Source organism: Paenibacillus sp. MT124 (assembly GCF_058792755.1).
The window spans coordinates 1239430-1265066 of the sequence record NZ_CM179500.1 but is presented as its reverse complement, the minus strand read 5'-3'; the positions used below and the strand labels follow the sequence as shown (position 1 = coordinate 1265066).

25 protein-coding genes are annotated in these 25637 nt (G+C 49.6%); 5 read left to right on the top strand and 20 right to left on the bottom strand.

All coding sequences use genetic code 11. From position 1 onward, the window contains the following. The 11 genes from AC3RCI_RS05810 to AC3RCI_RS05760 all read right to left on the bottom strand — a co-directional run bounded on the left by AC3RCI_RS05810 (position 1) and on the right by AC3RCI_RS05760 (position 10584). Positions 1 to 456, bottom strand: coding sequence for a DUF2634 domain-containing protein (locus AC3RCI_RS05810; RefSeq protein WP_492527955.1), 456 nt, complete (start codon positions 454 to 456; stop codon positions 1 to 3). Continuing rightward, complete coding sequence (locus tag AC3RCI_RS05805; RefSeq protein ID WP_492527953.1) at positions 449 to 859, bottom strand: hypothetical protein; 411 nt, start codon at positions 857 to 859, stop codon at positions 449 to 451. The genes AC3RCI_RS05810 and AC3RCI_RS05805 overlap by 8 nt, the downstream gene beginning before the upstream one ends. Further along, entirely contained in the window at positions 852 to 1838 is a 987-nt protein-coding gene (locus tag AC3RCI_RS05800) for an XkdQ/YqbQ family protein (RefSeq protein WP_492527951.1), read from the bottom strand. Before AC3RCI_RS05800 ends, AC3RCI_RS05805 begins: the two co-directional genes overlap by 8 nt. Then, on the bottom strand, positions 1835 to 2464 hold the full coding sequence (locus tag AC3RCI_RS05795) for a LysM peptidoglycan-binding domain-containing protein (protein WP_492529810.1): 630 nt from the start codon (positions 2462 to 2464) through the stop codon (positions 1835 to 1837). The genes AC3RCI_RS05800 and AC3RCI_RS05795 overlap by 4 nt, the downstream gene beginning before the upstream one ends. A gap of 54 nt (positions 2465 to 2518) precedes the next feature. Beyond that, positions 2519 to 4333 (bottom strand): hypothetical protein, encoded by a 1815-nt coding sequence (locus tag AC3RCI_RS05790; RefSeq protein ID WP_492527949.1) that lies wholly within the window; start codon positions 4331 to 4333, stop codon positions 2519 to 2521. Positions 4334 to 4516: 183 nt separating this feature from the next. Next, positions 4517 to 4951, bottom strand: a complete 435-nt coding sequence (locus AC3RCI_RS05785; RefSeq protein WP_492527947.1) for a phage tail assembly chaperone — start codon at positions 4949 to 4951, stop codon at positions 4517 to 4519. 178 nt (positions 4952 to 5129) lie between these two features. Beyond that, positions 5130 to 5537 (bottom strand): phage tail tube protein, encoded by a 408-nt coding sequence (locus AC3RCI_RS05780; RefSeq protein WP_095288940.1) that lies wholly within the window; start codon positions 5535 to 5537, stop codon positions 5130 to 5132. 92 nt (positions 5538 to 5629) lie between these two features. Continuing rightward, positions 5630 to 7093, bottom strand: a complete 1464-nt coding sequence (locus tag AC3RCI_RS05775; RefSeq protein ID WP_492527945.1) for a phage tail sheath family protein — start codon at positions 7091 to 7093, stop codon at positions 5630 to 5632. Beyond that, positions 7093 to 7293, bottom strand: a complete 201-nt coding sequence (locus AC3RCI_RS05770; protein ID WP_095360750.1) for a YqzN/YkzM domain-containing protein — start codon at positions 7291 to 7293, stop codon at positions 7093 to 7095. Before AC3RCI_RS05770 ends, AC3RCI_RS05775 begins: the two co-directional genes overlap by 1 nt. A gap of 69 nt (positions 7294 to 7362) precedes the next feature. Further along, positions 7363 to 8274, bottom strand: a complete 912-nt coding sequence (locus AC3RCI_RS05765) for a hypothetical protein (RefSeq protein ID WP_492527943.1) — start codon at positions 8272 to 8274, stop codon at positions 7363 to 7365. A gap of 516 nt (positions 8275 to 8790) precedes the next feature. Continuing rightward, the gene (locus tag AC3RCI_RS05760) at positions 8791 to 10584 is read right to left on the bottom strand and encodes a DUF4127 family protein (RefSeq protein WP_492527941.1); all 1794 of its coding nucleotides are present in this window, start codon (positions 10582 to 10584) and stop codon (positions 8791 to 8793) included. A gap of 331 nt (positions 10585 to 10915) precedes the next feature. Here AC3RCI_RS05760 and AC3RCI_RS05755 point away from each other — a divergent pair, with 331 nt between their 5' ends. Further along, entirely contained in the window at positions 10916 to 11389 is a 474-nt protein-coding gene (locus AC3RCI_RS05755; protein WP_127538085.1) for a hypothetical protein, read from the top strand. A 121-nt stretch (positions 11390 to 11510) separates the two neighbouring features. Here AC3RCI_RS05755 and AC3RCI_RS05750 read toward each other — a convergent pair whose 3' ends face one another. From AC3RCI_RS05750 to AC3RCI_RS05720, 7 genes are all read right to left on the bottom strand, one after another. Beyond that, positions 11511 to 12461: a hypothetical protein gene (locus tag AC3RCI_RS05750; protein WP_354478438.1), complete on the bottom strand. Its 951-nt coding sequence runs from the start codon at positions 12459 to 12461 to the stop codon at positions 11511 to 11513. A 119-nt stretch (positions 12462 to 12580) separates the two neighbouring features. After that, positions 12581 to 13216: a VOC family protein gene (locus AC3RCI_RS05745; protein WP_492527939.1), complete on the bottom strand. Its 636-nt coding sequence runs from the start codon at positions 13214 to 13216 to the stop codon at positions 12581 to 12583. A gap of 18 nt (positions 13217 to 13234) precedes the next feature. Then, a complete protein-coding gene (locus AC3RCI_RS05740; protein ID WP_492527937.1) occupies positions 13235 to 13690 on the bottom strand; it encodes a VOC family protein in 456 nt (151 codons plus the stop codon). A gap of 16 nt (positions 13691 to 13706) precedes the next feature. After that, the gene (locus tag AC3RCI_RS05735) at positions 13707 to 14282 is read right to left on the bottom strand and encodes an NADPH-dependent FMN reductase (RefSeq protein ID WP_492527935.1); all 576 of its coding nucleotides are present in this window, start codon (positions 14280 to 14282) and stop codon (positions 13707 to 13709) included. Between the two features lie 182 nt (positions 14283 to 14464). Further along, positions 14465 to 15202, bottom strand: a complete 738-nt coding sequence (locus AC3RCI_RS05730; RefSeq protein ID WP_492527933.1) for a response regulator — start codon at positions 15200 to 15202, stop codon at positions 14465 to 14467. Between the two features lie 17 nt (positions 15203 to 15219). Beyond that, positions 15220 to 16890 (bottom strand): GAF domain-containing sensor histidine kinase, encoded by a 1671-nt coding sequence (locus AC3RCI_RS05725; protein WP_492527931.1) that lies wholly within the window; start codon positions 16888 to 16890, stop codon positions 15220 to 15222. A 92-nt stretch (positions 16891 to 16982) separates the two neighbouring features. Next, entirely contained in the window at positions 16983 to 17465 is a 483-nt protein-coding gene (locus AC3RCI_RS05720; protein ID WP_154892681.1) for an ArpU family phage packaging/lysis transcriptional regulator, read from the bottom strand. Between the two features lie 638 nt (positions 17466 to 18103). Here AC3RCI_RS05720 and AC3RCI_RS05715 point away from each other — a divergent pair. From AC3RCI_RS05715 to AC3RCI_RS05705, 3 genes are all read left to right on the top strand, one after another. Next, positions 18104 to 18550: a helix-turn-helix domain-containing protein gene (locus AC3RCI_RS05715; protein WP_127538077.1), complete on the top strand. Its 447-nt coding sequence runs from the start codon at positions 18104 to 18106 to the stop codon at positions 18548 to 18550. A 42-nt stretch (positions 18551 to 18592) separates the two neighbouring features. Further along, positions 18593 to 19009: an ImmA/IrrE family metallo-endopeptidase gene (locus AC3RCI_RS05710; protein ID WP_095360761.1), complete on the top strand. Its 417-nt coding sequence runs from the start codon at positions 18593 to 18595 to the stop codon at positions 19007 to 19009. 181 nt (positions 19010 to 19190) lie between these two features. After that, positions 19191 to 21005, top strand: a complete 1815-nt coding sequence (locus tag AC3RCI_RS05705) for a 5'-nucleotidase C-terminal domain-containing protein (RefSeq protein ID WP_492527929.1) — start codon at positions 19191 to 19193, stop codon at positions 21003 to 21005. Between the two features lie 620 nt (positions 21006 to 21625). Here AC3RCI_RS05705 and AC3RCI_RS05700 read toward each other — a convergent pair. Beyond that, positions 21626 to 23359, bottom strand: coding sequence for a proline--tRNA ligase (locus tag AC3RCI_RS05700; protein WP_492527927.1), 1734 nt, complete (start codon positions 23357 to 23359; stop codon positions 21626 to 21628). Between the two features lie 533 nt (positions 23360 to 23892). Here AC3RCI_RS05700 and AC3RCI_RS05695 point away from each other — a divergent pair. Then, on the top strand, positions 23893 to 24564 hold the full coding sequence (locus AC3RCI_RS05695; RefSeq protein WP_127538074.1) for a 3'-5' exonuclease: 672 nt from the start codon (positions 23893 to 23895) through the stop codon (positions 24562 to 24564). A gap of 54 nt (positions 24565 to 24618) precedes the next feature. Here the strand turns inward: AC3RCI_RS05695 and AC3RCI_RS05690 are convergent, their stop codons facing one another. Beyond that, complete coding sequence (locus AC3RCI_RS05690; protein WP_336781169.1) at positions 24619 to 25581, bottom strand: helix-turn-helix transcriptional regulator; 963 nt, start codon at positions 25579 to 25581, stop codon at positions 24619 to 24621. Positions 25582 to 25637 lie beyond the last annotated feature (56 nt).

The following is a 25637-nucleotide window of genomic DNA, read 5'->3' as shown; positions in this document are numbered from 1 at the left end:
TCAGATCACCTCACTTTCCAAAATAAACATCTCTTCCTGTACACTCGCCACCCGGCACGAGAACATGCACTGCTCTAAGTTCCAATCGAACGTGAACTGGTCTACCGAATCCGTGCGTGGATCAGCCAGCAGCGTCTCCGTTACCATCCGGGTAATCTCACTTTCCATCACACCCCGGCTGTCACCCTGACCCACCAACTCTTCCAGCTCCGAGCCATAGTTCCGGGAGTAAATCACATGTCTGTACCGCGGCGTCTTCACCGCCTTGATGCACCACTGCACCCAGGCTTCCTGCGGACCTGCCGCAGCCACTTTGCCACTTGGGGTCAGCACAAAATCCCCCGCATCATAATCGAATCGCCAGCTCCGCCCAAAGCGAACCTCTTCCGAAGCCGCACCCGACAGGTCCTCTTCATCTCCCCAGACCAAACCCGTTTCCGGGAACAAACTAGGCATTCGCACTCACCACCTTACACAGCACCACAATGTCGTTACCGCCATTCACCCGCATCGCCAGCACACGGTCCCCAGCCTTCAACCCTTTCCCCAGAGACCAGACCGCTTCTTCCACTTCCTCTTCTTGCAAAAGAAACCTTCCCGTGCCCGTCGTTCCGCCATTCGCCACGTCAAGTATCCCGGAGATCGCGCCAACAGCCTCGCGCTCCGGCAACCCAAGCGTGCCCGGCAGCTCGGCCACGAGATAGTCCTGCACTTCGTGCTTGAAATCATCCAGCTTCACGCCGGACGATGTCATTGTCCCCAGCACCGCGCCCATGCCGCTCACGGCCTGACGGGTATGCGTACTCATCGCGCCCCGCATGACCTCGGCAAAATGCCCATACGGATCTTCCTTATTCAAGGTAATACCTCCTTTTCACCAGCTCCGCCGTGCCCAGCTCCAGCGTCATCGTCCCAGGCCCGGCCGATAGGTCTCGGCTGACTGACATGACGATCAGCTTCAGGCCTTTAAGCAGCACCGCATCGCCGGCACGAATCGTGTTCACATCCGGTGCGGAAACGGTAAACGTCTCCTGGATGCCTGTCAGACGGCTCTTCGCAAGCTTCTTGGCGGCGGCTGCCGTTTTGACCTGATCGTCCTCGATCAGCTTTTGCAAGGTGCCCAGTTCCTCCACACCATCCTGCTCAATCGCCAGCACTTTCGATGGAACTTCCTTGCCGCTACTAGATTCCGATGCAGCCATAACTTTAACTTTGGTGACTGCACCCTCAAGCGTACGCATCTGGGACAGATCGATCAGCCGATCCAGCTCGCACACCTTCGCATTGCTGCCTACCTTGAACAGCTGCAGCCCACCAGGCGTCATCCGGGGATGATACATATCTCCCCCAGACTTGGCCGTTTCCTTCAGATCCGCAAACATCATCGAAAAGATCGTCTGCGACCGATACACCGCTTTGCCCAGTTTTGTTTTGGTGTCTGGCAGTGTTCCATATGGAATCTTCCACTCTTTGGCGTACGTTTTGAGCCGCTGCGTGGCGGTTTGGTCTTTGGGCAGAAGGAACTCATCTTCCGATTTTTCCAGATAGATCATCCGGTCGTACACCGTGAGAGACAGCCGCTTGGTGCCGCTGTTCGAGCTTTCCACCTCCCAGATGACCGCAGGATGCAGCAGATGAACCATGGATTTTTCGCCAAAAGGAACCCCGCTGATTCGCACCGCCATCCCCGGTGATATCGCAGGCAACCCGGAAGAAGCCGACACCGCCAGCCGAATGTTGGCCTGATACGCAATCTGGTCCAGCGAGTCCTTCAGCGTAATCGTCTCCACCAGCTTGGTGATGTCATATTTGTCGTCCACAATGACCTTGTAGGTCATGGCATCACCAGCTTTTGTCCGGGCTTGATCCGGTTCGGATCACGGCCAATGGTTTTTACATTAAGCTTGTAGATCTCGTTCCATTTGGAACTGCTGCCCAGCTCAAGCTTTGCAATTTTGGACAGAGAATCGCCAGATTTGACGGTGTAGGTTTTGCTGCTCTTTTTCAGATCGGTACGAGAACCCGATTTGCTCGCAGATGTTGCCGCGCCGACCTTCTCCACTTTGGAATCCCGCCAGGTGCGCAGCGTAATGTCAAAATAGATGTCCCCACTCTCGCCGCCCCGAAAGGTCGTATTGTGCGAGATCAGATACACCGGCACGTTCACTCCTGTGTTGGAAATGATGAAACGAAGTGGTTTTTTGGATACGAGAAACGTATTCAGGATATTCATCGCCACCCGCGGATCAGGTACAGGCTCGTACATGCAGTAGGACGCGTCATATTCTTTTGGAAAAAAAGAAGAGAAAGTGATCTCCTTCACCTTCTCTCCCTGTGCAAAATCAAACTCACCATACTCCAGCATATTGATCGTTTCGTACCCTTTGGACCTTGATATTGTCAGCTCCTCCGGCTTCACCGGGAATCTGAACGATGTTGTTCCATCCTTCAGGGTGAATTCCATTCGGATTCCTTCTACGTTGTCTTTAATTACACTCATAACAGGCCTCCTTTCTGCTTAGGCCATAATGGTTTTACGATTTTCCATCGCACGGCGGAACTCTCCCGAAATTCGCTGGCCAACTTGATGTGTGATCGCATCGTAGTCGATGGCATTTTCACGGACAGTCACCTGCACAGCCCCTTGAGACACGTTGACGGCGATCTGGTTCGTCGTTTCGGTTTTAAAATCCTTAAGGTAACCGGCCAGACTGCTCATCTGGTCTTCTGATATTTGTACCGACATCGTAGACGATTTGCCATTCGTCTGAGCGCCGTTACCGAGCGCCATTGCTTGGGACTGCATCATACTTGTTCCCATAAGAGCGGCAGTGGTCGATTGACTGCCCATGCTGTTCGTATAAGCCATAGGCCCGGTTATGGTGAGCGCAGATGGAATATAAGCCGGGGGCATCGATGGACTAGTAGGTACTGGAGTTGGGTTAGCAACGGTTGTTGCTGAGACGGTCTTTTCTTCTTTTTTAGAACCAAAACCGAAGAAATCGGATATGCCACTTACCATGCTCTTCGTTTTTTCAGAAACAAAATCCGCTGCAGTCGACAACGCTTTACCTGCACCTTCCGTAGCGTTGGACATAAAGTTTCCAATATCTTTAGCCTTGTCCCCGATCCAGCCTCCCGCGGAACTGCCAGCCCATCCACCTAATGCACCGCCAATATATGTGCCGATCCCAGGCAAAATAAAACTGCCTATGGCGCTTCCAATCGCGGTACCTGCAGTACCACCGATCATGGATCCGACTGCTCTGCCCCGTTCCTCAGGAGGAGCAGTGGCAACATTCGCTACATCGGCAAGCATGCTAATTGGTCCAAGAAGTTTACCCGCTCCCTTCGCGAGTCCCCCGCTCAGTTTGCTGAACAAACCATTGCCCGAAGACATATTGGACATTGGCGAACCTGAGGGAGCATTTGCGCTAAATCCGAATCGATTCGGATTCAGTTTTTGATCAAAGTCCACTTTCAGCTTCTTCTGTTCAGCATCAGAGATGTTGGTTATGATTTTTTTCGCAGGATCAGAAGCAGGCGTTTTTACAGTTCCAGTCGCACGTTCTTGGTAGGACTTGGAACCGCTCTTGTAAGGACCTTTTTTTCCTCCCTCTGTTGCGGCTACAGTTTTAGCACTGCCACCACTTGCACTTTTGGTTTTGCCACCTTTAGCTCCGCCTTTTGAAAGTCTTCCTACCAGACTTCCTCCAGAACAGCAGCAACATTGGGAAGTTGGGGTTGTGGATGCATCCTTCTTAGATTTTTTCCCAGAAAATACACCTTTCAGTTTTTCATAAGCTTCTTTTACCTTATTCGGAGCTTCAGCAAGATCAGTAATATTATTAGCAAAGTCCATCCAAGTGTTAGCCTTCTCTACCCAGCTCTTCTCTTCTTCCTTAGGCGCGTTCTTTATCGTATTATTATTGCTCCCAATGTTCAGAGACAGCGAAGGCCCGCTCGATGCCGGACTCAGCTTCCCCATCGCAACTTCAACCTTCTGCTTCACCTCTACCGACACCGTTCCCGAAGCCTTCACCATCTGGTTACGGAAACTGTTCAGTTTCGCCAGTGCACGGTCTAATGCCGGACTTAATTGATCATCCAGTCCGATCTTCGGCGTGATTCGCAGCCTGCTCAGTCGAACAGCCGTACTATAGATGCTTTCCAGCCTGCGCCCGGTTGTTCTCAGTTCATGGTTCACCTTGATCAGACTCTGATATCGGACCCTGCCCAGACGCTCGGTCGAACGCTGAATCTGATCCAGATAACGGATGGTTGTACGCATTTCCGCGTTGGATTTGGATAAGCCTACAATCATTTCTGCCATTTCTTTCACCCCCTGTTCAAGCTAACTATCGATTCATTTGCGAAGTCAGCGCCGCCATCTCCTCTTCCGAGAACGCGATCAACAGCGAGCGTTCGCCTCGTGGTAAAGCCCAAAACTCTCCGGGACGAAGATGGTGACGAACCCACATGTGATACAGGAACGTGGTCATCCCGCCGGAGTGAATCAGTTTTTTAGGTCTTCAATCTCCACACCGAAGCCGGATAGCTCCAGCACCTTGTCGCCTACGGCATCCAATTCACCCGCAAGCAGCATGCGGCGAACTGCCTGTTCTCCACCAGACAGCTTCATGCGGCCAGTGATACGGTTATCTCCCCATCCGGACAGTTCCAGACCGCGGACATTCATTTTCACCGTGGCTTCGGAGATCAGCAGCGCGTTAAAGGTTTCGGTATCTACCTTCTCCTCGGTACGGCCCTTGGTCGTTTTACGGATAGTACAGCGTTCGCGAATCTGATCCACTTTGGAGGATGTCAGTCCACGCAGGGTCAACAGCAGCTCCAGGCGCTGAATACGCACATTCTCTTCAGGCAAACGTTCTGCTGCTTCAAACAGCTGATCCAGAATCTGTTCTTCGGACATGTTTTCATTCATAATCATAGGGTGCAGTCTCCTTCTCATTTCACAATTGGATAACTCATCTCAACAATTAGGGACAACAAATAGACCGAGATGCTCTCAGTCTTCATGTGTGTCCCTATCTTGTTTAGTCAACGTGCTCATATGCTTGATTAGACAAATTCATTACAAGGTCATCCTTATAAGACCATGCTTGATCTTAATTCGCAACAATCGGATTCAACAGTTCAAACCCTTCAAACGTAAAGCCCGTTTCCTCCGGTACTTCCTCACCCGCTGTCCAGTTTGCAAGCTGGATTTTGTCCACCATGCAGCCCTTCAGCAGAACACTCTCATGTCCATACGACTCGGGATCGTCGAGCTTAGAGATGATTTGGAACTTGGTGAACCCGCGCTGGATCATGTCCGAAGTAACCTTGTAACCTGTCATCGTGCCTGTTCCTTTTTTTGCGCCATTTTTGTGAACTTTCCAGTCATTGCCGACCAGATTCAGCTCACGTTTTTCAATTTCCACACTGGCTTCCAGCTTGTTAATATTCGTCTGCCACACCCCATCCATATGCAGCTGACCATGGGTACCGAGAATAACTCTTGATGCATCCAACATGTACAATTCCTCCTTGGGATCTTTTCAAATGAAAAACAAATTCAACTCATAACTAAACTAAGCAAAGCTCTCGCCCTGCTCTTCTACACTACTTATTGCACGTAAAATGTACCAAACAACTGCTCCATCACATCGGTCAGCTTCACATTCCACTGCAGGAATACCTGATCTGCCTCCGGTTTCAGGATCGGGGCTGCGCCATAATAGGCTGGGTCGAGAATGACATCATATCCCTCAGCCTCAATCACATTGCTCTGTGCGAGCAGCGCAAGATAAGCCTTCATTGCACCGATCAGTGCCTGGCGCCCCTCTTCGGTATTGTTGACTTTCCCGATATACGTATCTTCCGCAGAACGCTGCAAGTCTGTGTTAATCGCATCCATCACGCGAATGGAACGGATTTTTTTCCATGCGTTATTTTGTCCGGCAGCAGGGGTCACGAGTGTGTTTACACCGCGAAGAGCCTTCACCTGGCGGCCATCATGGAAGAAAATAAATACGCCATTCTGTACTGCCTGCTCCTGTTCCGCACGAGTCCAGCGGCGAGTGACGTCATCGAACGGAGTCGGTGCATACGTTGTGGATTCATTCAGACGTTGTCCAGCGATGAGACCCGCGACATAAGCGGATGTTTCCGCTGAACTGTAATACGCATCCCCTAGAAGAACACCGGTACCTACATTGATCACACCTTCGTGATTCAACGTCAGTGAACGGGCGGCTGCCTTCTGTGCAGCCGTTGCAGACGTATCATCTGCGATCGAACCGCCAAATACAGCCATCACCGGTTTTCCTTCGCTGCGTACACGTTTCACCCAGGCCGCGAAGCTTGCCAGCATAGGTACATCCGCCGCATGATCCAATGCCAATACGTCAAATTGCTCACCTTCCAGTGCACCCTGAACCGCAATATATTCCGCGTTGGTCAGGTCATCATTACCGCTGGCACCACCTTTGAAAGCCGCACCAGACACGGTGGCAACCACACCCGTACCATCGCCAATCGCTTGAGCCGTTACCCACTCATTGCGCTCATCCTCATTCATCTGTTTGGCTAGAGATGCTGCCGAGATATCCGCGGTCAGGAGTGCATACAGCATCCGATTCCCTTCAAACAGGCGCACTTCATGCTTCGTGTTATCAATTACACCCGGCTGAATGGTGACATAGAATCCGTTCGCACGATCTCCCGGATACTTGGCATCCAGCTGCAGTACATCTGCATCGCTGCTGTCCTTCAACGTTAGACTGGCTGCTTTTGCCGTGGCACCTGCTACCCGATAGGCGAGCAGTTTCTTCGGGCCACCCAGCAGAGCAAGCTTCAAAGACGTATAGGCTGTCCCATTATCCAGCGCATGTGCGGAGAAAATGCGTTCAATCGCCGCTTCGCTGCCGACTTCCACAAAGGTTCCCACTGGACCCCAGTTCGCCTTGACCGGAACGACAACCGTTCCCCGATTGCCAGCCTGAATGGCTGAAGATGCTGCCGCCTGAAAATTCATATATAAGCCCGGAAGGACCGGACGATTCGTTTGCTCCCATGTTCCGCCTGCCATTATCCCTTCACCTTCGCTTTCATAAATTGGTTGATTCGTACTTGCGTTTCCTCAATGGAAAACGTCTGCTGCGCTGCTTCGTACAGCGCACCATGCAGCACCTCTGCCTTAACGGCAAAGAGGGCTTCCGCATGATTCATCAGTTCCGCCCGCGTATATTGCGGGTCAGCCTGTTTGCTTTTTTTCACGGTGCTTGCCATTGCCACTTCACCTCATCTTTAAATTACGGATACTTTTCCAACCTAGGGACAATTCCTTGCCATTCCTGACTATTCGATTCCCTTACTGTGATGAATTTCGCGGATCAATGGCACATCCGTCCCCGGACGACGAATTCGCTGCTGCAGCGTCAGACGAATCTGCCCATTCAGGTAGGCATCTGCCTGCAAATCAGCTGAAGCTTCCTCCACCGTCAGGTACCGGGTATTCTCTGTTTTCGCCAGAGCAATACGGGGCTGTACAGCCAGTTGTTCGACCAGACGTGTAACGGTATGACGGGTGACGCCTTCACCTGCAGCAACAACATGTCCCGTCCACTGCTTTCGTATCTCCAGCACCGAAGTGCCCGCTGCAGCTGAGCTGTAACCCGTCAGTCTCCACAGCACGGAAGGTATCTCATAACCTCCGGGCCAGACGTCAGCATACACGGACCATTCGGAACCAAGCGCTGACTGTGTCCAGTCCTGAAGCGCAGCCATCCAGGAATCCGGTGTACCTGGAGCAGTATGGTCAACAGTGGATTCAGGAATATACATCCCGAACCGCAGACTTCGCGTCATCATGCCTGATCCGGTGTCCACCCGGTCGCAGTCGGATGAACCGAAATAGATACAGGTAAACGCTGCACCCTTCTCGTCCACCAGCCGTACCTGATGAAGTCCTTTTACCAGCTCCGCGGACCATATTTCCAGCTGTTCTGCTTCACCATCTTCCGGGCGAACGTACGGAGAGATTTTAATAATTCGTCGGTACCCTGCCCAAGCAGACTTTGGTACTTCTTCAGCAAAGGCGACGACCGCACAAGGCCCTGTCAGAACCTCACCCTGTGCAGGCACATCCAGCACCCGGCCTTCCCATGCCGGAACGAGTGCTGCAACCTTTTGCTTCAGCGTCTGTCTAACAGCCACACTCATTTGATTTGTCCCTGTAGCAGTAATGTTTGTTTCACTTTGGATAGACACATTCATCTCGCCCCCTTCAGCTGCACGTTTGTCATCTGCTCGCATGATGCAGAGGCCATGCGGCAGCCCATGACTCCCCCTTGATCTCAGTGACTGAGTAAATGATCAATACCGAAATCAATGCCGGACACGAATCACCGCATCAAAAAGACCGGCCTCTGGCCGGTCTGTACATAAGCGTATGAGCTTTCGGTGTGTGTCCGTTTGCGATTGATCCGATAATACAATCTTACACCCTTTTCTCCCTAGCGCGGACGGTGAATCGGTTGACTTCCGTGTGGTTTAAGGCGTATCTTGGGCGAAAAAAAGACGAGTCCACGTTTCTCACAATATCAGATGAACTGAAACATTTACACGAGAACGGAGAATGCAGAATCAGTCTAGAGAAGCAGAGCGTTCGCGTTTATCACCGGATTTTTCCCTTTAGAGAAGGGAATCACAAAAAGCCGGGGATAACAGTGATCGTAAGATGGTTCTGCAATCGTAGTGGTCTAGTGTAAAGTTTATAGGTTCACATTATTTCAACGTAACTTGCGGACTCAATGTAATTTCAAATGCACGTCCCCAGATGAAATCCGGATTGGCATAGTCGAGTGCAGCACTGCAATATTTCGCATACAACACATCACAGTCGCGGATTTGCTTGATCGCCACATTACCTTGGGCAAAGGCTGTTTTGCTTGCGAGACCCGCGGTGAACGTCTGCATTAGATCCCGAAGCAGTGTTTGCAGGTGAGCATAATCTTCCTCGGAATTGAACAGCACCATATTCTGGTCCGCAAGGGTAGCCACATTGGTATAGAGCGCATGAGCTCTGGAGTACGTGCGGATATCCGCAATCGCTACAGCTTTATAGTAGTAGTCTTTCAGGAACCGTTTGAACAGTAATGATCCATGCGCATCTACAGCTTCGTGAAGAGCAGAAGCGCGCTTTTCTGTGGTGACAAAAGCATATCGGGATTGTCCCATGCCTACGGCAAGGCCAATCTTGTTGCCCGGTGTATTCCAGGCGCTATAACCCAGAACCCGGCCGGTATAGGGACTGTTCAGCAGCGCTTCCGCTACATCCACATTCGCTGGTCCTTTTCCGACAAAATCAATCAGCACCGCCGGCAATCCTTGCTCACTAATGCTCGTCAGCCGTTCAACCGCGGCTTGGACTTGATCCAGTGCCGTAATCGCAATAATCTCGATATCCACACCCGGCTTTGGTCCTGGCTTTCCTGATGGCCGGTTTGTCATGCGATCCAGTTCCGAGGACATGTCAAGCGAAGTAGTTCCCTCAGCATCTCCTGGGTAAGCCGCATCCGCCACCAGTACACCGCCTACAATATCAATATGGCGAGCTACATTCTCGTGAACGTCCATATATTCATAGGTATTAATAATGGTGGAGCCGTGAGGACCGTAATAATTCACAGCGTAACGTGTTTTCTTGCCGCCTCGCAGCAGCTGATTCGCCATACGTGCGACAAGGGCATGACCCAGGCCGTCCGCATCCGGAAGGATGATGGCCCGTTCCGGATTTTGTCCGTCAGTTCCCCCCAGCCATTCATTAATTCGCGCTTCTACATAGTTAATCTCGTTAATCTGAACCCCCTGTGTATTTGCATCGTCGACACCCACAGCGAGGAAATCAATGTACCCTTTGCGGGCCAGCTGATCCAGAATGTACAGGTTTGTTTTGAACTTGTGCTGTCTGGTGTTGTAGTATTGCTCTTTATTGAAGAAAGTCGTTTCACCATACTCCACACCATCTGGCGACAGGTTGTAGCCGTTAATAATGTCCTCAAACTCGGTATAGGCCTGACGCGGCTGCTGCATGAGCGCACGGGACTCGTTATAGGCGTCGAGCGCAAGACCGTCTGCAAATGAAGTGGTCGCCAGTCGCATTACCGTATCCATGACATACACCGGTTTACGTGGATATTTCTCCTTGATCACTTGAATCACATTGAGCAGGCGCGTCGTTTCTTCATCGTAGTCCGGATAGGCGTCTCCTCCGTCATCCCGAAGCTGACGACTGCCAATGAGACCGCCATAGGCCAGCATATCGGATGAGATAATGAATCCATCGACTTGAGCAGCATGCTGCAGAATAAACGTATAAATGTTGGTCGGAATACCATACGTAGGTGCAGATGTGCCAAGCAGCGTAGTGCCTTCTGTCGTTTTTTCCGAATCGAGACGGTTTTGAATATCACCCAGGTTCGGCGTAACGATATGGATGCCTGCTGCCTTCCCTTGAACAATGACGTCATCCAAGTTAGCCGGGCGGTCATCCAGTGGAACATACAATACGGTTTTCATATCACGTAACCTCCTGTTTATTAAATTCAGTCTTACATAAGTACCCGATTAGAGCAGGCTCACCATCACCGCATCAAAAAACCGGCCTCCTGGCCGGCTGTACATTAGCGTATGTGCTATCGGCTGTGTCCCTTGCTGCTAATCCGATAATACAATCTTACACCCTTTTTCCGCCTCTGCTGACGGTGAAAGGTACGGTTTCCGTCTGATTGTCGTCGCCCTCCGGGAGGTAAAAAGTCGGTTCCAAGTAATCTCTGTTACGATCATCAAACATTACGCTTATATTGTACGTTTAGTACATATAAACAAGACCGTGTAAAGGGTGGATATCATGAAAACTTCGGATTGGTTCTATTTGTGGATAGCCATACCCTGTTATATGGCAGGGCCCGTTATGTACGCCATAACAATGTATATTCTCTACCAGGAAACGAATGTATTGACTGTCCCCCTTCTTGGATGGACTGCTGCAACATTTTCGTCCGTTGTTATACTCTTCTTTCTGCTTGCAGTTATCCTCTTACGTGTGCTAAAGATCTATTTCTTTTGGCTGCAAACACTGCTCTATATGCTCCTATCCCTCATCCCCGTGTATATGACCGTTGTTCTTATGGGTTCAGGTACTTCCCGGCTGCCAGGACTTTCTTTTCCGTTTACACCTGAAGGCATCCCATTATTAGTGTTTTGGGAGAGTATCGCAGTTATGAGTTCCTGGGGTGTCTGGGCTGCTCACAATCCTTCCATTAAACGTCTCTTCTTACTCTTCTCCGGTGTCATTCTTATCCTGTTTATCCTTGAGTTCTAACCTCGTTAAAACCAAAAAAGAGCACCAGCCATTTCAGGCAGTGCTCTTCATCATTTATATGTTTGCTATCGTTCACTATGCATCCTTTAATGCCATGAGCGAGCGTCTTAACATTTTATACTTAAGCAATAATATACCGGAAATTCTCCCAGCTCTCCGGGAACGAATTGCCGTTTCTTGTATGATGATAGAAGCTGAACGGAAATTTGAACACATGGCCTGCGTTCCAATCGCGGGATCTTCGGTCGGTGAGCCAGTATTCCAGCTCGTGCGGCAGAGCCGTCGAACGTTCGGCAGGAACGAGCGGCAGCACGTCAACCGGAGATTGCAATGTCCACTGTCCATCTTCACTTACCGCTTCCCGGCTCAATCGAAGGGCCTTTATCATCGTCAGGAACGGTGGAATTCCTTTGTGGAACAATGCCGGATAACCCAGCTCATGCAAGATATTGAGTGCATGGCCGTAGGTCAGCATATGACCGATCAGATCATGATGGGACTCAGCCTGATAGATCGCCGGGAAAGCCCCCAGCTCATCCAGAATCAACCGGGACAGCTGCTCCGGTCCTTCAATACGAGGAAATTCATCCGTATCATCTATCTTCAGACTGCGGATTTCCTTAACCGTTGTGTTCAGCCACGATCTGCCCGGTATGGTCTTCTCAAATGAATCGATCAGCTCCACCATCCGTTCAATATCCTGCTCTGTGCCCCAACCATCCAGCTCGCGAATGGCTTTCAGCGTAAGGGCGCCATAGATTGCTTGGTGTCCAACCCAGTGAAGTTCTCCAATCGTACGATCCAGCGCTTCTGTGATCCGCGCCTCGGCTTCTTCCCGTTCGAGTATTTCACCACGGGCAGATTGTGGCTCCTGATCTACTCCGTGTTTGCGAAGCATGGCTTTCGCCTCTGCGGTAACGCTGCCCGCCGCAAGGGAAGACAGACGATTTTCCCGAACCCAGAAATAAGCGGCTATTGCTCCTGCTCCATAGTGGGCATGCCAGAGGTCACCTGTACGCTCCCGACTCGAAACGATGACCCTCAGACCCTCTTCCAACAAACGTCGATCCATAACGTCATCACTCCTTCACCGAATTTAAATTTATTACACCATGTTTACATTGTGCTTACTTCTATAAAATGAATCAAATCGTGCATATATGCCCGTTTCGCTTCCCCAGATTCAATCATTTACCCAAACTGTAGTCTGCCGACACCTTGTACGACAACTTCGAGCGGGAATCGTTGTGCTTTTTGCTCCGAGAAGAACCAGATCCGTTCCTTTTTCACCACAATAAACAGACCATTCACGTCTCCTACCGGGGCAAAGGTTTCACTTATCGCTCCCCATTGGTTTAAGCCCCTTTTCCCCAATTCTCCCACCGTGGACAATACGTCCTCTGATACAAGCCCCACCTCGCACACTTGCAGCAGATCCTCCGCCGAGAAAGGACGTTCACTCTTATGATGGGTATTGTGATGAGCAATCAGCTCCAGAATGTTACCAGCGGGATCCTCGAAATAGAGCGAATGGGAATTCCAGTTCTCTGAAAAGGTTTCATCCTCTCCATCCTGCGTATTGAGCTCTACCCGTGCCGCTGCCCAGGCTTTGGCCTCCTGAAAACGATTCTTAGGAATCATCCAGGCAAAGTGATAGAAGGGCTCGTGCTCCATTTCGCTGTGTAAAAATATCATTTTTGTGCATCCGATCTGCAATGTGAATGAAGAATCGGAGTCATCGGCCACCTTCAGTCCGAGCGTATCCCTATAGAAATGTTTAATCTCAGCCAAACGAGATGTGTGCAGCTTCACTTCTTCAAATAGCATCTGACTGCCTCCTCTCGATCACGCCCGTCCGTGCATCTTCTCCCATGTACTCCATGGCACCATACCCAGCTCCGGCTTCGCTTCATCCGGAAGCATGGATATGAATTCAAGAGAATGACCATCCGGGTCCATGAAATATACCGATACAGCCGGCATCCAGCCGAATACATACAGCTCACCGATATCATCATCAAGGAAGTTGTGCGTCGTAATCCCTTTACCCTCAAGATATGTGACAGCATGCTTCATGTCCTCAAGCGATACGTGAAAGGCAAAATGCTGCCGCTGCACCAGCTCCGGTTCTTTTTCCCACAGCCCCAGCATGGCATTCCCCGCTCCACCAATCCAGTAAAATGAGTTACCGCGATCCTTCTGCCCATAAGCATGCGGCAAACCGAGAATCTGCTCATAAAAGTGATGTGATCTCTCCAGATTCGTTACATTCAAATGTGTTTCAAATATGCCTTTAATCATGTTCATTCCCTCTTTCTCAGCTTTCGGATGATTTCCGTGCAGATGTTAATGTCTGGGCCAGGCTCAGGAACGAACCAATCACTCGCTGAATCCGGTCCTCAATGTCCTGGCTGCCTTCATATTCCTCATATCCGTCAAAGGTTGCTTCAAACCGCCGGCGCTGCGCACCCCCAATGGAGATCCATTCCTGTGCATTAATCCCATGCAGATTGCGAACGATGGCCTGCAGCTGCAAAAGAGAACTAACGCCCACCGCTCCTCCCGCTGAGCTGATCGACAAGACCGGTTTGCCGCTAAAGTGAGCCTGGCTCAGATGATCCAGCGCATTTTTGAGCACCCCGCTGATGCTACCGTGATACTCTGGCGTTGATAAAATAATGGCGTCCGCCGCGAGCATGCGCGAGTTGAGTTCTGCCAAGTTGTGATCCTCTGCCTGCTTCTCATCCGGTGCGTAGAATGGAACGGGTGTCTGAAACAGATCAAACAGGCTCGCCTCATGACCCTGGTTGCGCATGACTTCGACCGCATATTCCCCCAAACGTGTACTGGTTGCATTCTTTCGGTTGCTTCCTGCCAATACGATGATCTTCATCTATGTCACGCTCCTGCCTGTTTTTAGTTGGTATTCCATGATCAAACTTCATCTCTTCTGTCTCTATCTTACCTTGCTTCTTCTTCCAAATCGTCAGCAGATAGACTTAACTTGCAGCACAAAAAAACTCAACCTTTCGGTTGAGTTTCTACGACTTTAGGCTGAGAAGGGGCTCGAATCAATCAGACCCAGCCGTTCTTCACGGCATGGATGGCTGCTTGCGTACGATCGGCCAATCCCAATTTATCCAGCAGATGACTGACATGTGTTTTTACCGTTTTCTCTGTTATTACGAGCTGAACCGCAATCTCCTTGTTGCTGAGTCCCCGTGCAATAAGGGCCAATACCTCTTGCTCGCGGCGGGTCAGCGCATCCAGACTCGGCGAAGTTTCATCGCTTTGTAAAGGTAAAGGCTGCTTAAGCTTCTCATAATTCTGAACTTGCCCGTATGCTGCTGAATCTGTGCGTACAGTATCCTGCGCTTCTAATGGTATGTCAGATGAAGCCATCACATGCATTAACTGGCTGGCCGCGGCAGGATGAAGCTGGGCCTGTCCTGCATGCACATTCCTTATCGCAACGGCAAGATCCTCGGGTTCAATATCCTTCATCAGATACCCTTTGACCCCAGCCCGCACGGCAGGAATAACGTGATCCTGATCCGAAAACGACGTGAGCACAATAACTCGAATTCCAGGCAAAATCGTACGCAGGCGTCTGGCGGTTTCGATCCCGTCCAGCACAGGCATATGCAGATCCATGAGCACCACATCGGGCTGCAGCTTCTCTGCCTGTTCAATCGCCTCCTGCCCATTGGAGGCTTCCCCCACCACTTTCATATCCGTCTGTGTGGACAAAAACACGTGAAGTCCACGTCTTACCATGGCATGATCATCTGCGAGCAAAATCGTAATCGGCATGCTGTCTCCCCCTGACATTAACCCAATTCGGACGGGAGTGGAATAACTACCGTTACCGATGTTCCCGTACGGGATGAACTTATAAGATCAAGCTTGCCTCCCAGCGACTGCGCCCGCTCTTTCATAATGGACAGACCGAGCGAACGGGCAGGCAGGGGTTGCTTTCTTTTGGCTCCACCTTTTCCCCGATCCTTAACAATAAACACGGCTTCGGTATCCCCTAGCTGGAGAGTAATATCTGCCGCTGTAACTTCCGCATGTTTGCGTACATTATTCAGGGCTTCCTGTCCAATTCGCCATAAACCCTCTTCTATATTGCGAGGCAGGCTGCGCATGCCGGTTCGGTTGACGACAACCTGCAGCCCCTGATTCGTACCATACTCCTGCAGTGCACTTAGCAGACCGGATTCGAGTCCGGCGGGACGAAGCTGCATGATCAGTGCTCGCATTTCCTTCAGAGCTTCTTGGGATAACGAACGGATATCTCTCATCGCTTCAGCCGCCGGATGCAGCTCTGCTGTACCGGACAACATGCTCTCTGCTCCCTTGGCGGTCAACGAGAGCGAGAACAATATTTGGTTTACCGAATCATGCAGATCCCGAGCCAATCGGTTTCGCTCCTCCAGACGGGTTAATTCACGGCGATTCTCGACAAGTCTCAGACTTTCCCAAGAAGCTGTAATATGTTCTGCCAGCGCATCCATAACCTCGCGGTCTGACAGAAGAGAATCCACTTCCGAACCAAGCTGGGCGACCAGCACGGCTGTTTCCCCGGGAGGGCTGAGTGGTATGGAAGCAGCCAGACCTGAAGACATAACAGAATCGAGAGGCCTTGTGCCGCAAACCTGAGACAATTCTACCATCTCGGCTGCTGACAATATTTCGGCGCGATGTGATTCAATCACACGTTGTAGTAGGCGATCCGTCTCCGGCGGTATCTCGCTAACTAGCAATGAGTCTTCCAAGGCACTGGCATACGCCGTTTGTATGCTGAGAGCTCCATTTTTTTGAGCTATCAGAGCAACAAAAGGCCATTCGTAATGCTGTCCAAGCAGCTTGACCACCGTCCTGGCCATATCGTCAGCATTGCTGCACTCGTTCAGTTCCAGCCCCAGCGCTCTGCTGAACTCCCCCAGCCTGGCATACTGATCCGCTCTTCTCTGCTCGCCGCGATATAATCGCATGCGCTCCATGGCACTTCCAATTTGATAGGCTACGGCCTGCAGAAGCGCCAGCTCCCCTTCACTAAAATGCTCTTTGCCTGGTGCGGCAACGTTGAGCAATCCTATCATTTTCTCACCCGATCGCAGCGGAACCGTTGCATGATGGGTGATGTCACGCGTATCTCCCCACTGATGCTCCGTGGCATCCTCAAGCCGTTTGCAGTTAATAATGTTGACGGCATTATCGAGTCTACCATCCCGGAAACGGTTTACACACCAGCATGTTCCACAGCGCATGGGCTCCTTGTCTTGATGAAGCAGAGCCGGCGGCAGGTTGTAGTCCGATACGCATGAATATTCTCCGCCCTCACGAATGAGAAACACCCAGCCTGTCGTAAGCCCCGTCAGCTCCAGCAGCTTGCCTACTACCGTATCCAGCATCGGGCTCAGATCGTTGGATGTGTTCAGCGTCTCCGCAATGGTTTTCAGCGTGTACATTTCCTGCATTCCGGAATCTTGCGGCATGCGGATTTCTCTCCTTTGTTCCATCGAAGTGTTGTTGTTTCATTATTGTATACAATCATTTCAGGAGTTTAAAGGACGAACTTCCAATCGTTTTAACCGAGCTTTTGGCGGCTCTTGCGGGATATGGACAGCGGCTCCACATTGATCAGTCCCCGATCGGATAAGGCGAGGGCCATTTTATAGAAGGCACGGGTTCTGATTTTGGTATACGTATCCTTGCTCACAGGCGGATCAAATACATGGTTGTACACCTTGTAATCAAACACGTCATCATCTTTCAGGTACCGTTCACAAACCAGTATCCGTTCCTTCTCACTCAGACGAGACACGATATAATCAATTGTATCGCAGTACGCCTGACGTGCACGCTGCACATCCACATTGTAGATCGCCGTTCTGGCAGTTGAATCCCCTGTGACATTGGTAGGCCCATGGAAACGCTCCGTGTAACTCGCCGTGACCATGACCTCACGTTCTTCAAAGGCAATCGTTTTATAAATTCGGTATTTCTCCAGCGCAGCCTCCACGGCCGTTTGCGTTTTGCGTCGATCCAGTTCAGGCAGCAATAATTCCATATTCATTCTCCTCCTTAAGGGTTTGGTCTAAAATGAAACACGTTAAGCTTCACTTCTTTTATGAGTGTTATACAGTCTTTTCAGAGAAATAACGGCCATTGTCCAGGTCTCTTGCGTTGCCTTCTGGAATCACTTCCGATGAGCTTCATACCTCAAGACTTCCGGTTTCCAGTGCATACAAATCGTTCAAATTTAAGGTTATGTTCGTATTTTGTTCGTATTTCTATTTGAGGATACCACTTATTGGAGATTAGAGTAAACCTTCATTTTGGGTCATTTTGACGATAAAATAAAACCTTCGCTCCTATTTTCTATACCTTTTGGCATAATTGTTTCAATTCCCTTTACCTAATGGTATATATACGTTATAGTACAGATAATTACAGATCCCTCGTATGAGAGTAAATTTTTATAGCTTAAGATGGTTACCATTTCACCGTTAACGGAGAGGGCAGAAATAACCTGAAGAAGCGTTAGCGGTCACGTTTATCACCGGATTTCTCACTTTAGAAAAGGGAATAAGGAAATCTGGGGATAACAGTGATCGGAAGGTTGTTCTGCCTGCGGAGTGCCCCGGTGTAAATAGATTTCTTAATCTATCATTCAGTTACTTATACGAATTGAAGGAGTTGGCATGAATTGTGGAGCACGCTTTTGGTCCTTATCTGAAACAACTGCGGGAACAGCAGAGCTATAGCATCAATCAGCTCGCCGAAGCAGCAGGAATCAGCAACTCACAAATTTCACGCATTGAAAATGGAGTCCGCGGTGTTCCGAAACCAGCCACGATCCGCAAATTGGCAGATGCCCTCTCCGTCCCCTATGCCGACATGATGAAACAGGCAGGGTATATTGAAGCAGCAAATGCAGCAAGCGAAGCTCAGGACATTCCCGAATGGGCAACGTACAAAGACCGGCGTGATTTCAAGAAAATGCTCGAGGACGAAGACGATCTGATGTTTGACGGAATTCCCCTGGATGACGAAGACAAAAAACGTATCAAGGATGTGCTCACCGGACTGTTCTGGGAAGCCAAGCAGATGAACAAACGCAAGAAAAACGATGAACCGGACAGCCGCCAATGAGGCATGGAAAGCTGATTACAATGAAGCAGCAGGTGAGATGATATGGACGAGATGGTAACAAAGCTGATTCGAAAACACCGGACCAACTGCCCCTTCAGCATTGCCAGAGCCATTGGAATACAGATCCGTTTCACCAATTTGGGCAAGTCTACCAAAGGGCTGTATTTCCGCAAGCTCCGCCGCAGATTTATTGTCATTCACAGTGAACTTCCGCCGGAATGGCAGCGGTTTGTATGCGCTCATGAACTTGGACACGACCGATTGCACAAAGGCATCAATCGTTTCTTTTTGGAGGAACACTCCTATTTTGCTCCCGGCAAGCTCGAAAGACAGGCCAATCGTTTTGCCATTCAATTATTGACCTCAGGAGTCATGCCGGAACCTGATGAATCCCTGGAGAAATTCTGTTTACGTACAGGACTGCCGCGCGAAGCGCAGCATTTTTTTTACTCGATATAAGAACATACGTTTCATTAATCTGAGTGTTAAACTTTATTTCCCAATCAGTCGATCAGATGTCACTTTCAGGTTACCTATTTTTACGTAAACCACGAGATTTCCTAATCATAGTCTGCTAAAATACAATTTGAGCTGTGCGAGAGCTCAGGCAGATCATATTTTTGGGAGGGTACAGATTCATATGAAAATCTGGAAGACTTACGTTTCACTTCTGCTAACGGCTTGCTTACTGTTTGGCAGTGTAGGAATTGCGGCCGCTGCAACGGATACAACTCCGGGCACGGGTACACACATTACGATTCTACATACGAATGACACACATGCACGTGCAGTTGAAGCTTCGCCTGAAATGGGCTATGCGAAAGTGGCAGGGATTGCTGACCAATACCGCAGCGAGAATCCAAATACCCTTTTGCTTGATGCAGGGGATGCTGTGCATGGTACTACCTTTGCAACACTCGTGAATGGCGAGAGTATCGTCAAAGTCATGAATGAAATGGGCTACCAGGCCATGGTTCCGGGTAACCACGAATTTAACTACGGTTCCAAGCACCTTGTTGAGCTTGCGGACATGATGAATTTCCCAATGATTAGTGCGAACGTGAAGAAAAAAGACGGAACTCGTCTTTTTGATCCCTACCTCATCAAAGAAGTTGACGGTGTCAAAATCGGAATCATCGCCTTGACTACACCTGAAACCATGTACAAAACCAATCCAAAAAATGTTGAAGGTCTTGAAATTACTGACCCAGCTGCGGAAGCCAAAATTCTAGTGAGCGAAATCCGCAGCAAAGTGGATATCGTTGTTGTTCTGGGACACCTTGGACAAGATGCTTCCAGTACAGACACTAGCTTCAAAGTGGTAAAAGAAGTTCCGGGTATTGACGTATTCATCGACGGACACAGCCACACCATTCTGCAGGATGGTCTCGTATCCGACAACGGAACATTGATCGCGAGTGCCGGAGAGTACACCAACTTCGTAGGTGTCATCGATCTGTGGGTAGACGGCGGCAAGGTAACGAAGAAACAAGCTACATTGATTGATGAAACAGAAGCCAAAGATATTAAACCGAATGAGAAAGTAGCAGCACTCGTGAACTCCATTCAAAAAGAACAAGAACCTATTCTTAAAGAAGAAGTGGCCAATACAGCGATCCTGCTTGATGGTAAACGCGAACAAGTCCGTGCTGGCGAGACAAACCTGGGTGACCTGCTCGCAGATGCCCTTCGTGATGTCAGCAATGCAGATATTGCACTTACGAACGGCGGCGGTATCCGTGCTTCCATTGAAAAAGGTATCGTAACCAAAGGCGACATTATCACTGTACTTCCTTTTGGTAATCAGGTTGTAACGCTGGATGTAAAAGGCTCTGATGTTCTGGCAGCCCTTGAAAACGGGGTAGCCTCCTATCCGGAACCAAGCGGTGGTTTCCCGCAAGTATCTGGCATGACGTTCAGTATCGATACTTCAGCTGCTGAAGGCAGCCGTGTACATTCCGTGATGATTGGCGGCAAAGCTCTTGATCCGGAAGCCACGTATACACTGGCTACAAACGATTTCACAGCCGTTGGCGGTGACGAGTACACCATGTTCAACAAATACACCATCTCCGGCATGTACGGTGCAATGGACGAAGCACTGATTGAATACATGCAGAAGCTTGGCGCTGTGGACATCAAAACAGATGGCCGAATCAAGGAAGCAAAAACACCTGTAGTTGAACCGGAAGCTCCAGAGACAGAGACACCGGCTCCAGCTACACCGAAGCCAGAAACACCAAAACCGGTAACACCAAAACCAGAAAAACCTTCAAAACCGACACCAAACAAACCAGCTCCTGCCAAAGTATATGTTGTAAAATCCGGAGACTCCCTGTACTCCATCTCCAAAAAATACAACACAACCTGGCAAGCGCTGCAAAAGTTGAACAGCATCAAAAATCCTCACTGGATTTATCCTGGTCAACAACTGAAGCTGCCTGCTGCTTCTTAAGCAGCAAACCAATATTCGAATAGTGTGACCTGCTCCACAGATCGATTGAATCAGACGTGATGATAGCAGTAACAGAAAAAGGGTGTTCCTCAAGCCAACCTGGCTGAAGGAGCACCCTTTCTGCTTCTCATGTGAAAGCAACACTTTGTCTTTCCTTTATGAGTTTTACAGGCAAAAACGATTGAAATACCTTTGCGGCAAAAATAAATCCTCAAACCTGCTCTATCGTACACACACTCTCTGAGTCCCTAATCGTGAACTATAGAAAATATGCGCATAATCGCCACTGTTGCGCGATTTGTTCGTGTTCCAGACGAATAAAATATACAAAAACACTTTGCATATTTGCACGTCTTTCCACACTTCAATCCAATCAGCGGAACGTGTACTTTTCAAAAAAGTTAAAATGCATCGTACACATTAGTAAAGAGTAGTCATTTTGTACGGCATCATGCATATGATTCTGTTAATTCATATGTCTATAGGCCTTGTTTTGATGCTTTATTTCAAAATATCCCACAAAAATGGAATGTTTCATAATATGCGGACCTATAAATATGTCTCTTTATGACACGAATTTACAGTTCACTGACATTCGGACAACTTAGATTATCTACGGACTAGAGCACTTCCTTGGCATGAGTCAGTGCCTCTTCCACACTCATGCTAATCCGCTTGGTTTCCCCTTTGCGGGCAAGAGTGTGGGACCCTAATTCGACATTCCGTTCTGCAGCGCCCCGGCCAACCACGATCTGCACCGGCAAACCAATGAGTTCCGCATCCTTGAATTTCACCCCGGGACGTTCATCCCGATCGTCCGTCAGTACCGTGTATCCCGCATCCCCTAGCAGCTGTTCAAGTTCCAGGACAAGCTGACGCTGCTGCTCATCTTTCCAGTTTACGGGGATCAGGTGAATCTGATATGGCGCAACAGCTGCCGGCCACCTTATTCCGTCCTCTCCAGCATATTGCTCGGCAATGGCAGCCATCAGACGGGACACTCCAATACCGTAACATCCCATCACAGGGGCACACTGGCGACCATTCCGGTCCAAGAATGAAGCGTTCATGGCATCACTATATTTGGTGCCCAGTTTGAAAATGTGGCCTACTTCAATGCCTTTGGTGAATACAAGCTTGGCCCCACATGTAGGGCAGTTATCCCCGTCAGCCGCGAAGCGAATTTGCCGTGCTTTGTCAAAAGCAAAATCCACCCCCGGGCGAACACCCGACAAATGCATATCGACTTCGTTGCCGCCAGTAATAGCACTCCCCATTGCAGCCACATCCGTGTCCACGATAAGTGGCAGATCCAGACCAACAGGTCCCAGGAAACCAACCTTCAAATCCGAACGTTTTGCCAGCGCTTCTTCGTCAGCCAAAATGAGTTCCTCGGCACCCAATACATGCTTGAGCGCAATATCATTCACTTCATGGTCCCCGCGAACAAGTGCAGCAATCAGTTGACCATCCGCTTGATAGAGCAGTGTTTTGATGATGTGCTCGGGTCCCTCACCGACGTAGGAACTGAGCTCGGAAATGGTACGAATGGCGGGTGTATGGATTCGGATTAGCGATTGGTCCGCGGCATTGGACCGGAATTCAGCTGTATGCTGGGTTACAGCTCCATTTGTCTGGTATCCTGCCTTCTCGATATTCGCAGCATACCCACACTGCCTACAGGATACAATTGTATCCTCTCCCACATCAGCCAGTGCCATGAATTCGTGTGTTTCTCCCTGACCACCGATTGTACCTGCATCTGCTTCTACACGAATATATTCCAGACCGCAGCGCTCCAAAATGCGTGAATATGCCTTATTCATCGCCTGATACGTGTGATCCAGCTCTTCCCAGTCGGAAGCAAAAGAATACGCATCCTTCATAATAAACTCGCGGCCACGCAGCAAGCCGAATCTTGGACGCCGTTCATCCCGGAACTTGGTTCCAATCTGATATAACGTGAAGGGCAATTTCCTGTAGGAATTGACCTCATCACGCGCAAGAGCAGTCACCACTTCCTCATGGGTTGGTCCAAGGGCGAACTCTCGATCGTGGCGATCCTGCAAACGCATGAGCTCAGGGCCGTACTGGCTGTATCTTCCCGATTCCTCCCACAGCTCTGCCGGCTGCATAATAGGCAGCAGTACTTCCTGACAACCGGCACGATCCATCTCTTCACGAACGATCCGCTCGACATTAAGCAGTATACGCCGCCCCAGCGGCAAATAACTGTATATCCCTGCTGCCAGCTGGCGAATCATGCCTGAACGAAGCAGCCAGCGATGTCCAGCTGCATCCGCTTCTGCCGGCGCTTCACGTAATGTTGGAACAAGCATTTCACTTTGACGCATCCATTCCACACTCCTCATCTTCCTGATCATTTTTGCAAAATGAGTGGATAAACCGCAAAAAGACACATCCGTCAAGGGACGAATGTGTCGTGGTACCACCCTTATTTAACTGCATGGTTACGTTCACTAACACGTCTCGGGTTCCCCCGGGCATGCTGAACAAACGTCCCGTTTCCCCAATAGGCAATACGGAATCATACAGTCCTCTGAGGCGTAACGGGCCCAGTCCGGCGGAGGTTGCAGCCTGCTGGCATTCTCTTCCGCAGCTCGTGAGGTGGGAATGACGAAGCAGCAGCAGAAACCTCTCACCAATCGGTTCCCTCTCTGATTGAAGCTGGCTGGCGCAATTATGTCCTCACTAATCGCTGTTATCATTTTTGATCACATTAGTGCATTTGCAAGCAATTGTCAACTACTGTGTTACATGCAGATAACGGGCAGGAAGAATTCCGCGGGTGATGCTGACATCCCGCTGGCTTCCCTGTAATATAGAGAGATAGAGAACATGTATTATTGATAAAGGAGCTTGTCCTATGCCATATATTATCTATGATCTTGAATTTACGGTTAGCCGTAACGCTCGTTACTCTTCTGAAATTATCGATATCGGTGCGGTAAAAGTTACGGAAGGACCTGACGGATTATATGTATCCGACACGTTTCATACTTATGTTCGTCCCTCGAATAAGTCGGTGCTGTCCACAGACACCATTCAATTTACCGGAATTACGCAAAAAGATATTGATGCTGCTCCTCTTTTTCCTGAAGCACTCCAAAACTTTATCGCCTGGATGGGAAGCGAAGTTTATTACATGTGTTCCTGGGGACCTGATGACCGCAGCAAGCTGATCTCCCATTGTCGCACACACCAGCTTGATGTTGCCTGGATCACGAATCATAATGACCTGCAGCAGCAGTGGTCGCGAACCGTTCGCAAGGAAGGCAAATTCCGTCAGCTTGGACTAGCTCAAGCACTCGAACTATGCGGAATCGAGTTCGATGGCACCCAGCATCGTGCACTGGATGACGCCATCAATACTGCCAAAGTATTCATGCATCAATTCGACCGCTTCAATCTGGAAACCAACTGTGCCGCGGATGATGAAGGCGTTGCTTCCAAGGTTGTCTATTCCAGCAGCACAGAAGACGATGTGAAGGATTCACCCTTCGGTAATCTGGCTCATCTGTTCAAAACCAATGAATAAGCTGTGTTATCTTTCCTCTTAATCATGCAAAAGAACGCCTGTCCACGCTGGGCATTAGCTATACAACTGCTGCCAGCGTCTCAGGCGTTCTTTCATTACGCTCCGGTATCCCTCGGGTTCAAGAATCTCTGCCTCCGGCCCGTATTGACTAAGCCATCTCAAAAATTCCTGATCTTCAGCCAAAATGGTCTCCAGCAGTAATGTTCCTTCTGGTTCCATCGTGAGAATGGGACGCACCAAAAATTTTTGCTGCATCACATGCTCAACAGCATCGCGGGAGAAACGGATCTTGAACGCAATCCATTCTTGTTCTTGACAAGCTCCCGATTTGCGGAAATGGGATTGCAAAAGAAAGTCGTCTTTGCGGAATGTACGAGGCAGAATCCTTACCTTTTGCAGATTCTCTACTTCAAAAATCCTAAGCGTCTCCGTAAGATGACAGTATGCCAACAAATCAAAACGGTACTCACGTGGAATCAAGCAATACGGATCGAGCCGCACCACTTTCTTCATGTTTTGAGTGAGATATTCTGCCTCAATTGTGTTTTGTGACATGCCAGCTTGAAGTAAAGTTACCAGTGAACTGCTTTTCCATTCATCGCCGTCATTCTGCCAAGCAGGCAGCCCTGTTTTAAATAAACCGCCAATCTGCTCTGACCACTCTACCCGCTCCGTTTTGTTCTTCTGATTCGATGCAACCACTTTCTCATAGGCGCTCTCGAAGGCAGGCTTCAGATAAGGACGAATATCATCCATAACCTCCGCCAAATGAGCAAAAGCGTGAGCCTCCTCATCAGACCAGTTGAGCGGATACATGGCAAAGTTGCTGATAAACATGTAACCTCTCCCGTGTCCCATATTGGCGATCGGAATATGCATTGCGCTGAGGGCCTCCATGTCGCGATATATCGTCCTTTCCGTTGTCTCGCATCGCTCGGCCAGCTCCCGGGCCAGAATTCCCGGTTTCGCCTGCACGAGAGTTATAATGCGCATTAATCGGATCAGTCGGTCTGTCATTTTGCCGGACCCTCCACTAAGTTGTCAAAAAAATCGATACAACTCCATCCAATTGT

Bases quoted from the DNA above. Each gene is read 5' to 3' on its own strand.
- AC3RCI_RS05750 (WP_354478438.1), bottom strand. From the start codon at position 12,461: ATGGATCGACGTTTGTTGGAAGAGGGTCTGAGGGTCATCGTTTCGAGT.
- AC3RCI_RS05775 (WP_492527945.1), bottom strand. From the start codon at position 7,093: ATGGCAGGCGGAACATGGGAGCAAACGAATCGTCCGGTCCTTCCGGGC.
- AC3RCI_RS05790 (WP_492527949.1), bottom strand. From the start codon at position 4,333: ATGGCAGAAATGATTGTAGGCTTATCCAAATCCAACGCGGAAATGCGT.
- AC3RCI_RS05770 (WP_095360750.1), bottom strand. From the start codon at position 7,293: ATGGCAAGCACCGTGAAAAAAAGCAAACAGGCTGACCCGCAATATACG.
- AC3RCI_RS05720 (WP_154892681.1), bottom strand. From the start codon at position 17,465: ATGGAATTATTGCTGCCTGAACTGGATCGACGCAAAACGCAAACGGCC.
- AC3RCI_RS05755 (WP_127538085.1), top strand. From the start codon at position 10,916: ATGAAAACTTCGGATTGGTTCTATTTGTGGATAGCCATACCCTGTTAT.
- AC3RCI_RS05785 (WP_492527947.1), bottom strand. From the start codon at position 4,951: ATGATTATGAATGAAAACATGTCCGAAGAACAGATTCTGGATCAGCTG.
- AC3RCI_RS05795 (WP_492529810.1), bottom strand. From the start codon at position 2,464: ATGGAATTCACCCTGAAGGATGGAACAACATCGTTCAGATTCCCGGTG.
- AC3RCI_RS05745 (WP_492527939.1), bottom strand. From the start codon at position 13,216: ATGCTATTTGAAGAAGTGAAGCTGCACACATCTCGTTTGGCTGAGATT.
- AC3RCI_RS05780 (WP_095288940.1), bottom strand. From the start codon at position 5,537: ATGTTGGATGCATCAAGAGTTATTCTCGGTACCCATGGTCAGCTGCAT.
- AC3RCI_RS05695 (WP_127538074.1), top strand. From the start codon at position 23,893: ATGCCATATATTATCTATGATCTTGAATTTACGGTTAGCCGTAACGCT.
- AC3RCI_RS05740 (WP_492527937.1), bottom strand. From the start codon at position 13,690: ATGATTAAAGGCATATTTGAAACACATTTGAATGTAACGAATCTGGAG.
- AC3RCI_RS05700 (WP_492527927.1), bottom strand. From the start codon at position 23,359: ATGCGTCAAAGTGAAATGCTTGTTCCAACATTACGTGAAGCGCCGGCA.
- AC3RCI_RS05760 (WP_492527941.1), bottom strand. From the start codon at position 10,584: ATGAAAACCGTATTGTATGTTCCACTGGATGACCGCCCGGCTAACTTG.
- AC3RCI_RS05735 (WP_492527935.1), bottom strand. From the start codon at position 14,282: ATGAAGATCATCGTATTGGCAGGAAGCAACCGAAAGAATGCAACCAGT.
- AC3RCI_RS05800 (WP_492527951.1), bottom strand. From the start codon at position 1,838: ATGACCTACAAGGTCATTGTGGACGACAAATATGACATCACCAAGCTG.
- AC3RCI_RS05705 (WP_492527929.1), top strand. From the start codon at position 19,191: ATGAAAATCTGGAAGACTTACGTTTCACTTCTGCTAACGGCTTGCTTA.
- AC3RCI_RS05810 (WP_492527955.1), bottom strand. From the start codon at position 456: ATGCCTAGTTTGTTCCCGGAAACGGGTTTGGTCTGGGGAGATGAAGAG.
- AC3RCI_RS05725 (WP_492527931.1), bottom strand. From the start codon at position 16,890: ATGCCGCAAGATTCCGGAATGCAGGAAATGTACACGCTGAAAACCATT.
- AC3RCI_RS05730 (WP_492527933.1), bottom strand. From the start codon at position 15,202: ATGCCGATTACGATTTTGCTCGCAGATGATCATGCCATGGTAAGACGT.
- AC3RCI_RS05690 (WP_336781169.1), bottom strand. From the start codon at position 25,581: ATGACAGACCGACTGATCCGATTAATGCGCATTATAACTCTCGTGCAG.
- AC3RCI_RS05710 (WP_095360761.1), top strand. From the start codon at position 18,593: ATGGACGAGATGGTAACAAAGCTGATTCGAAAACACCGGACCAACTGC.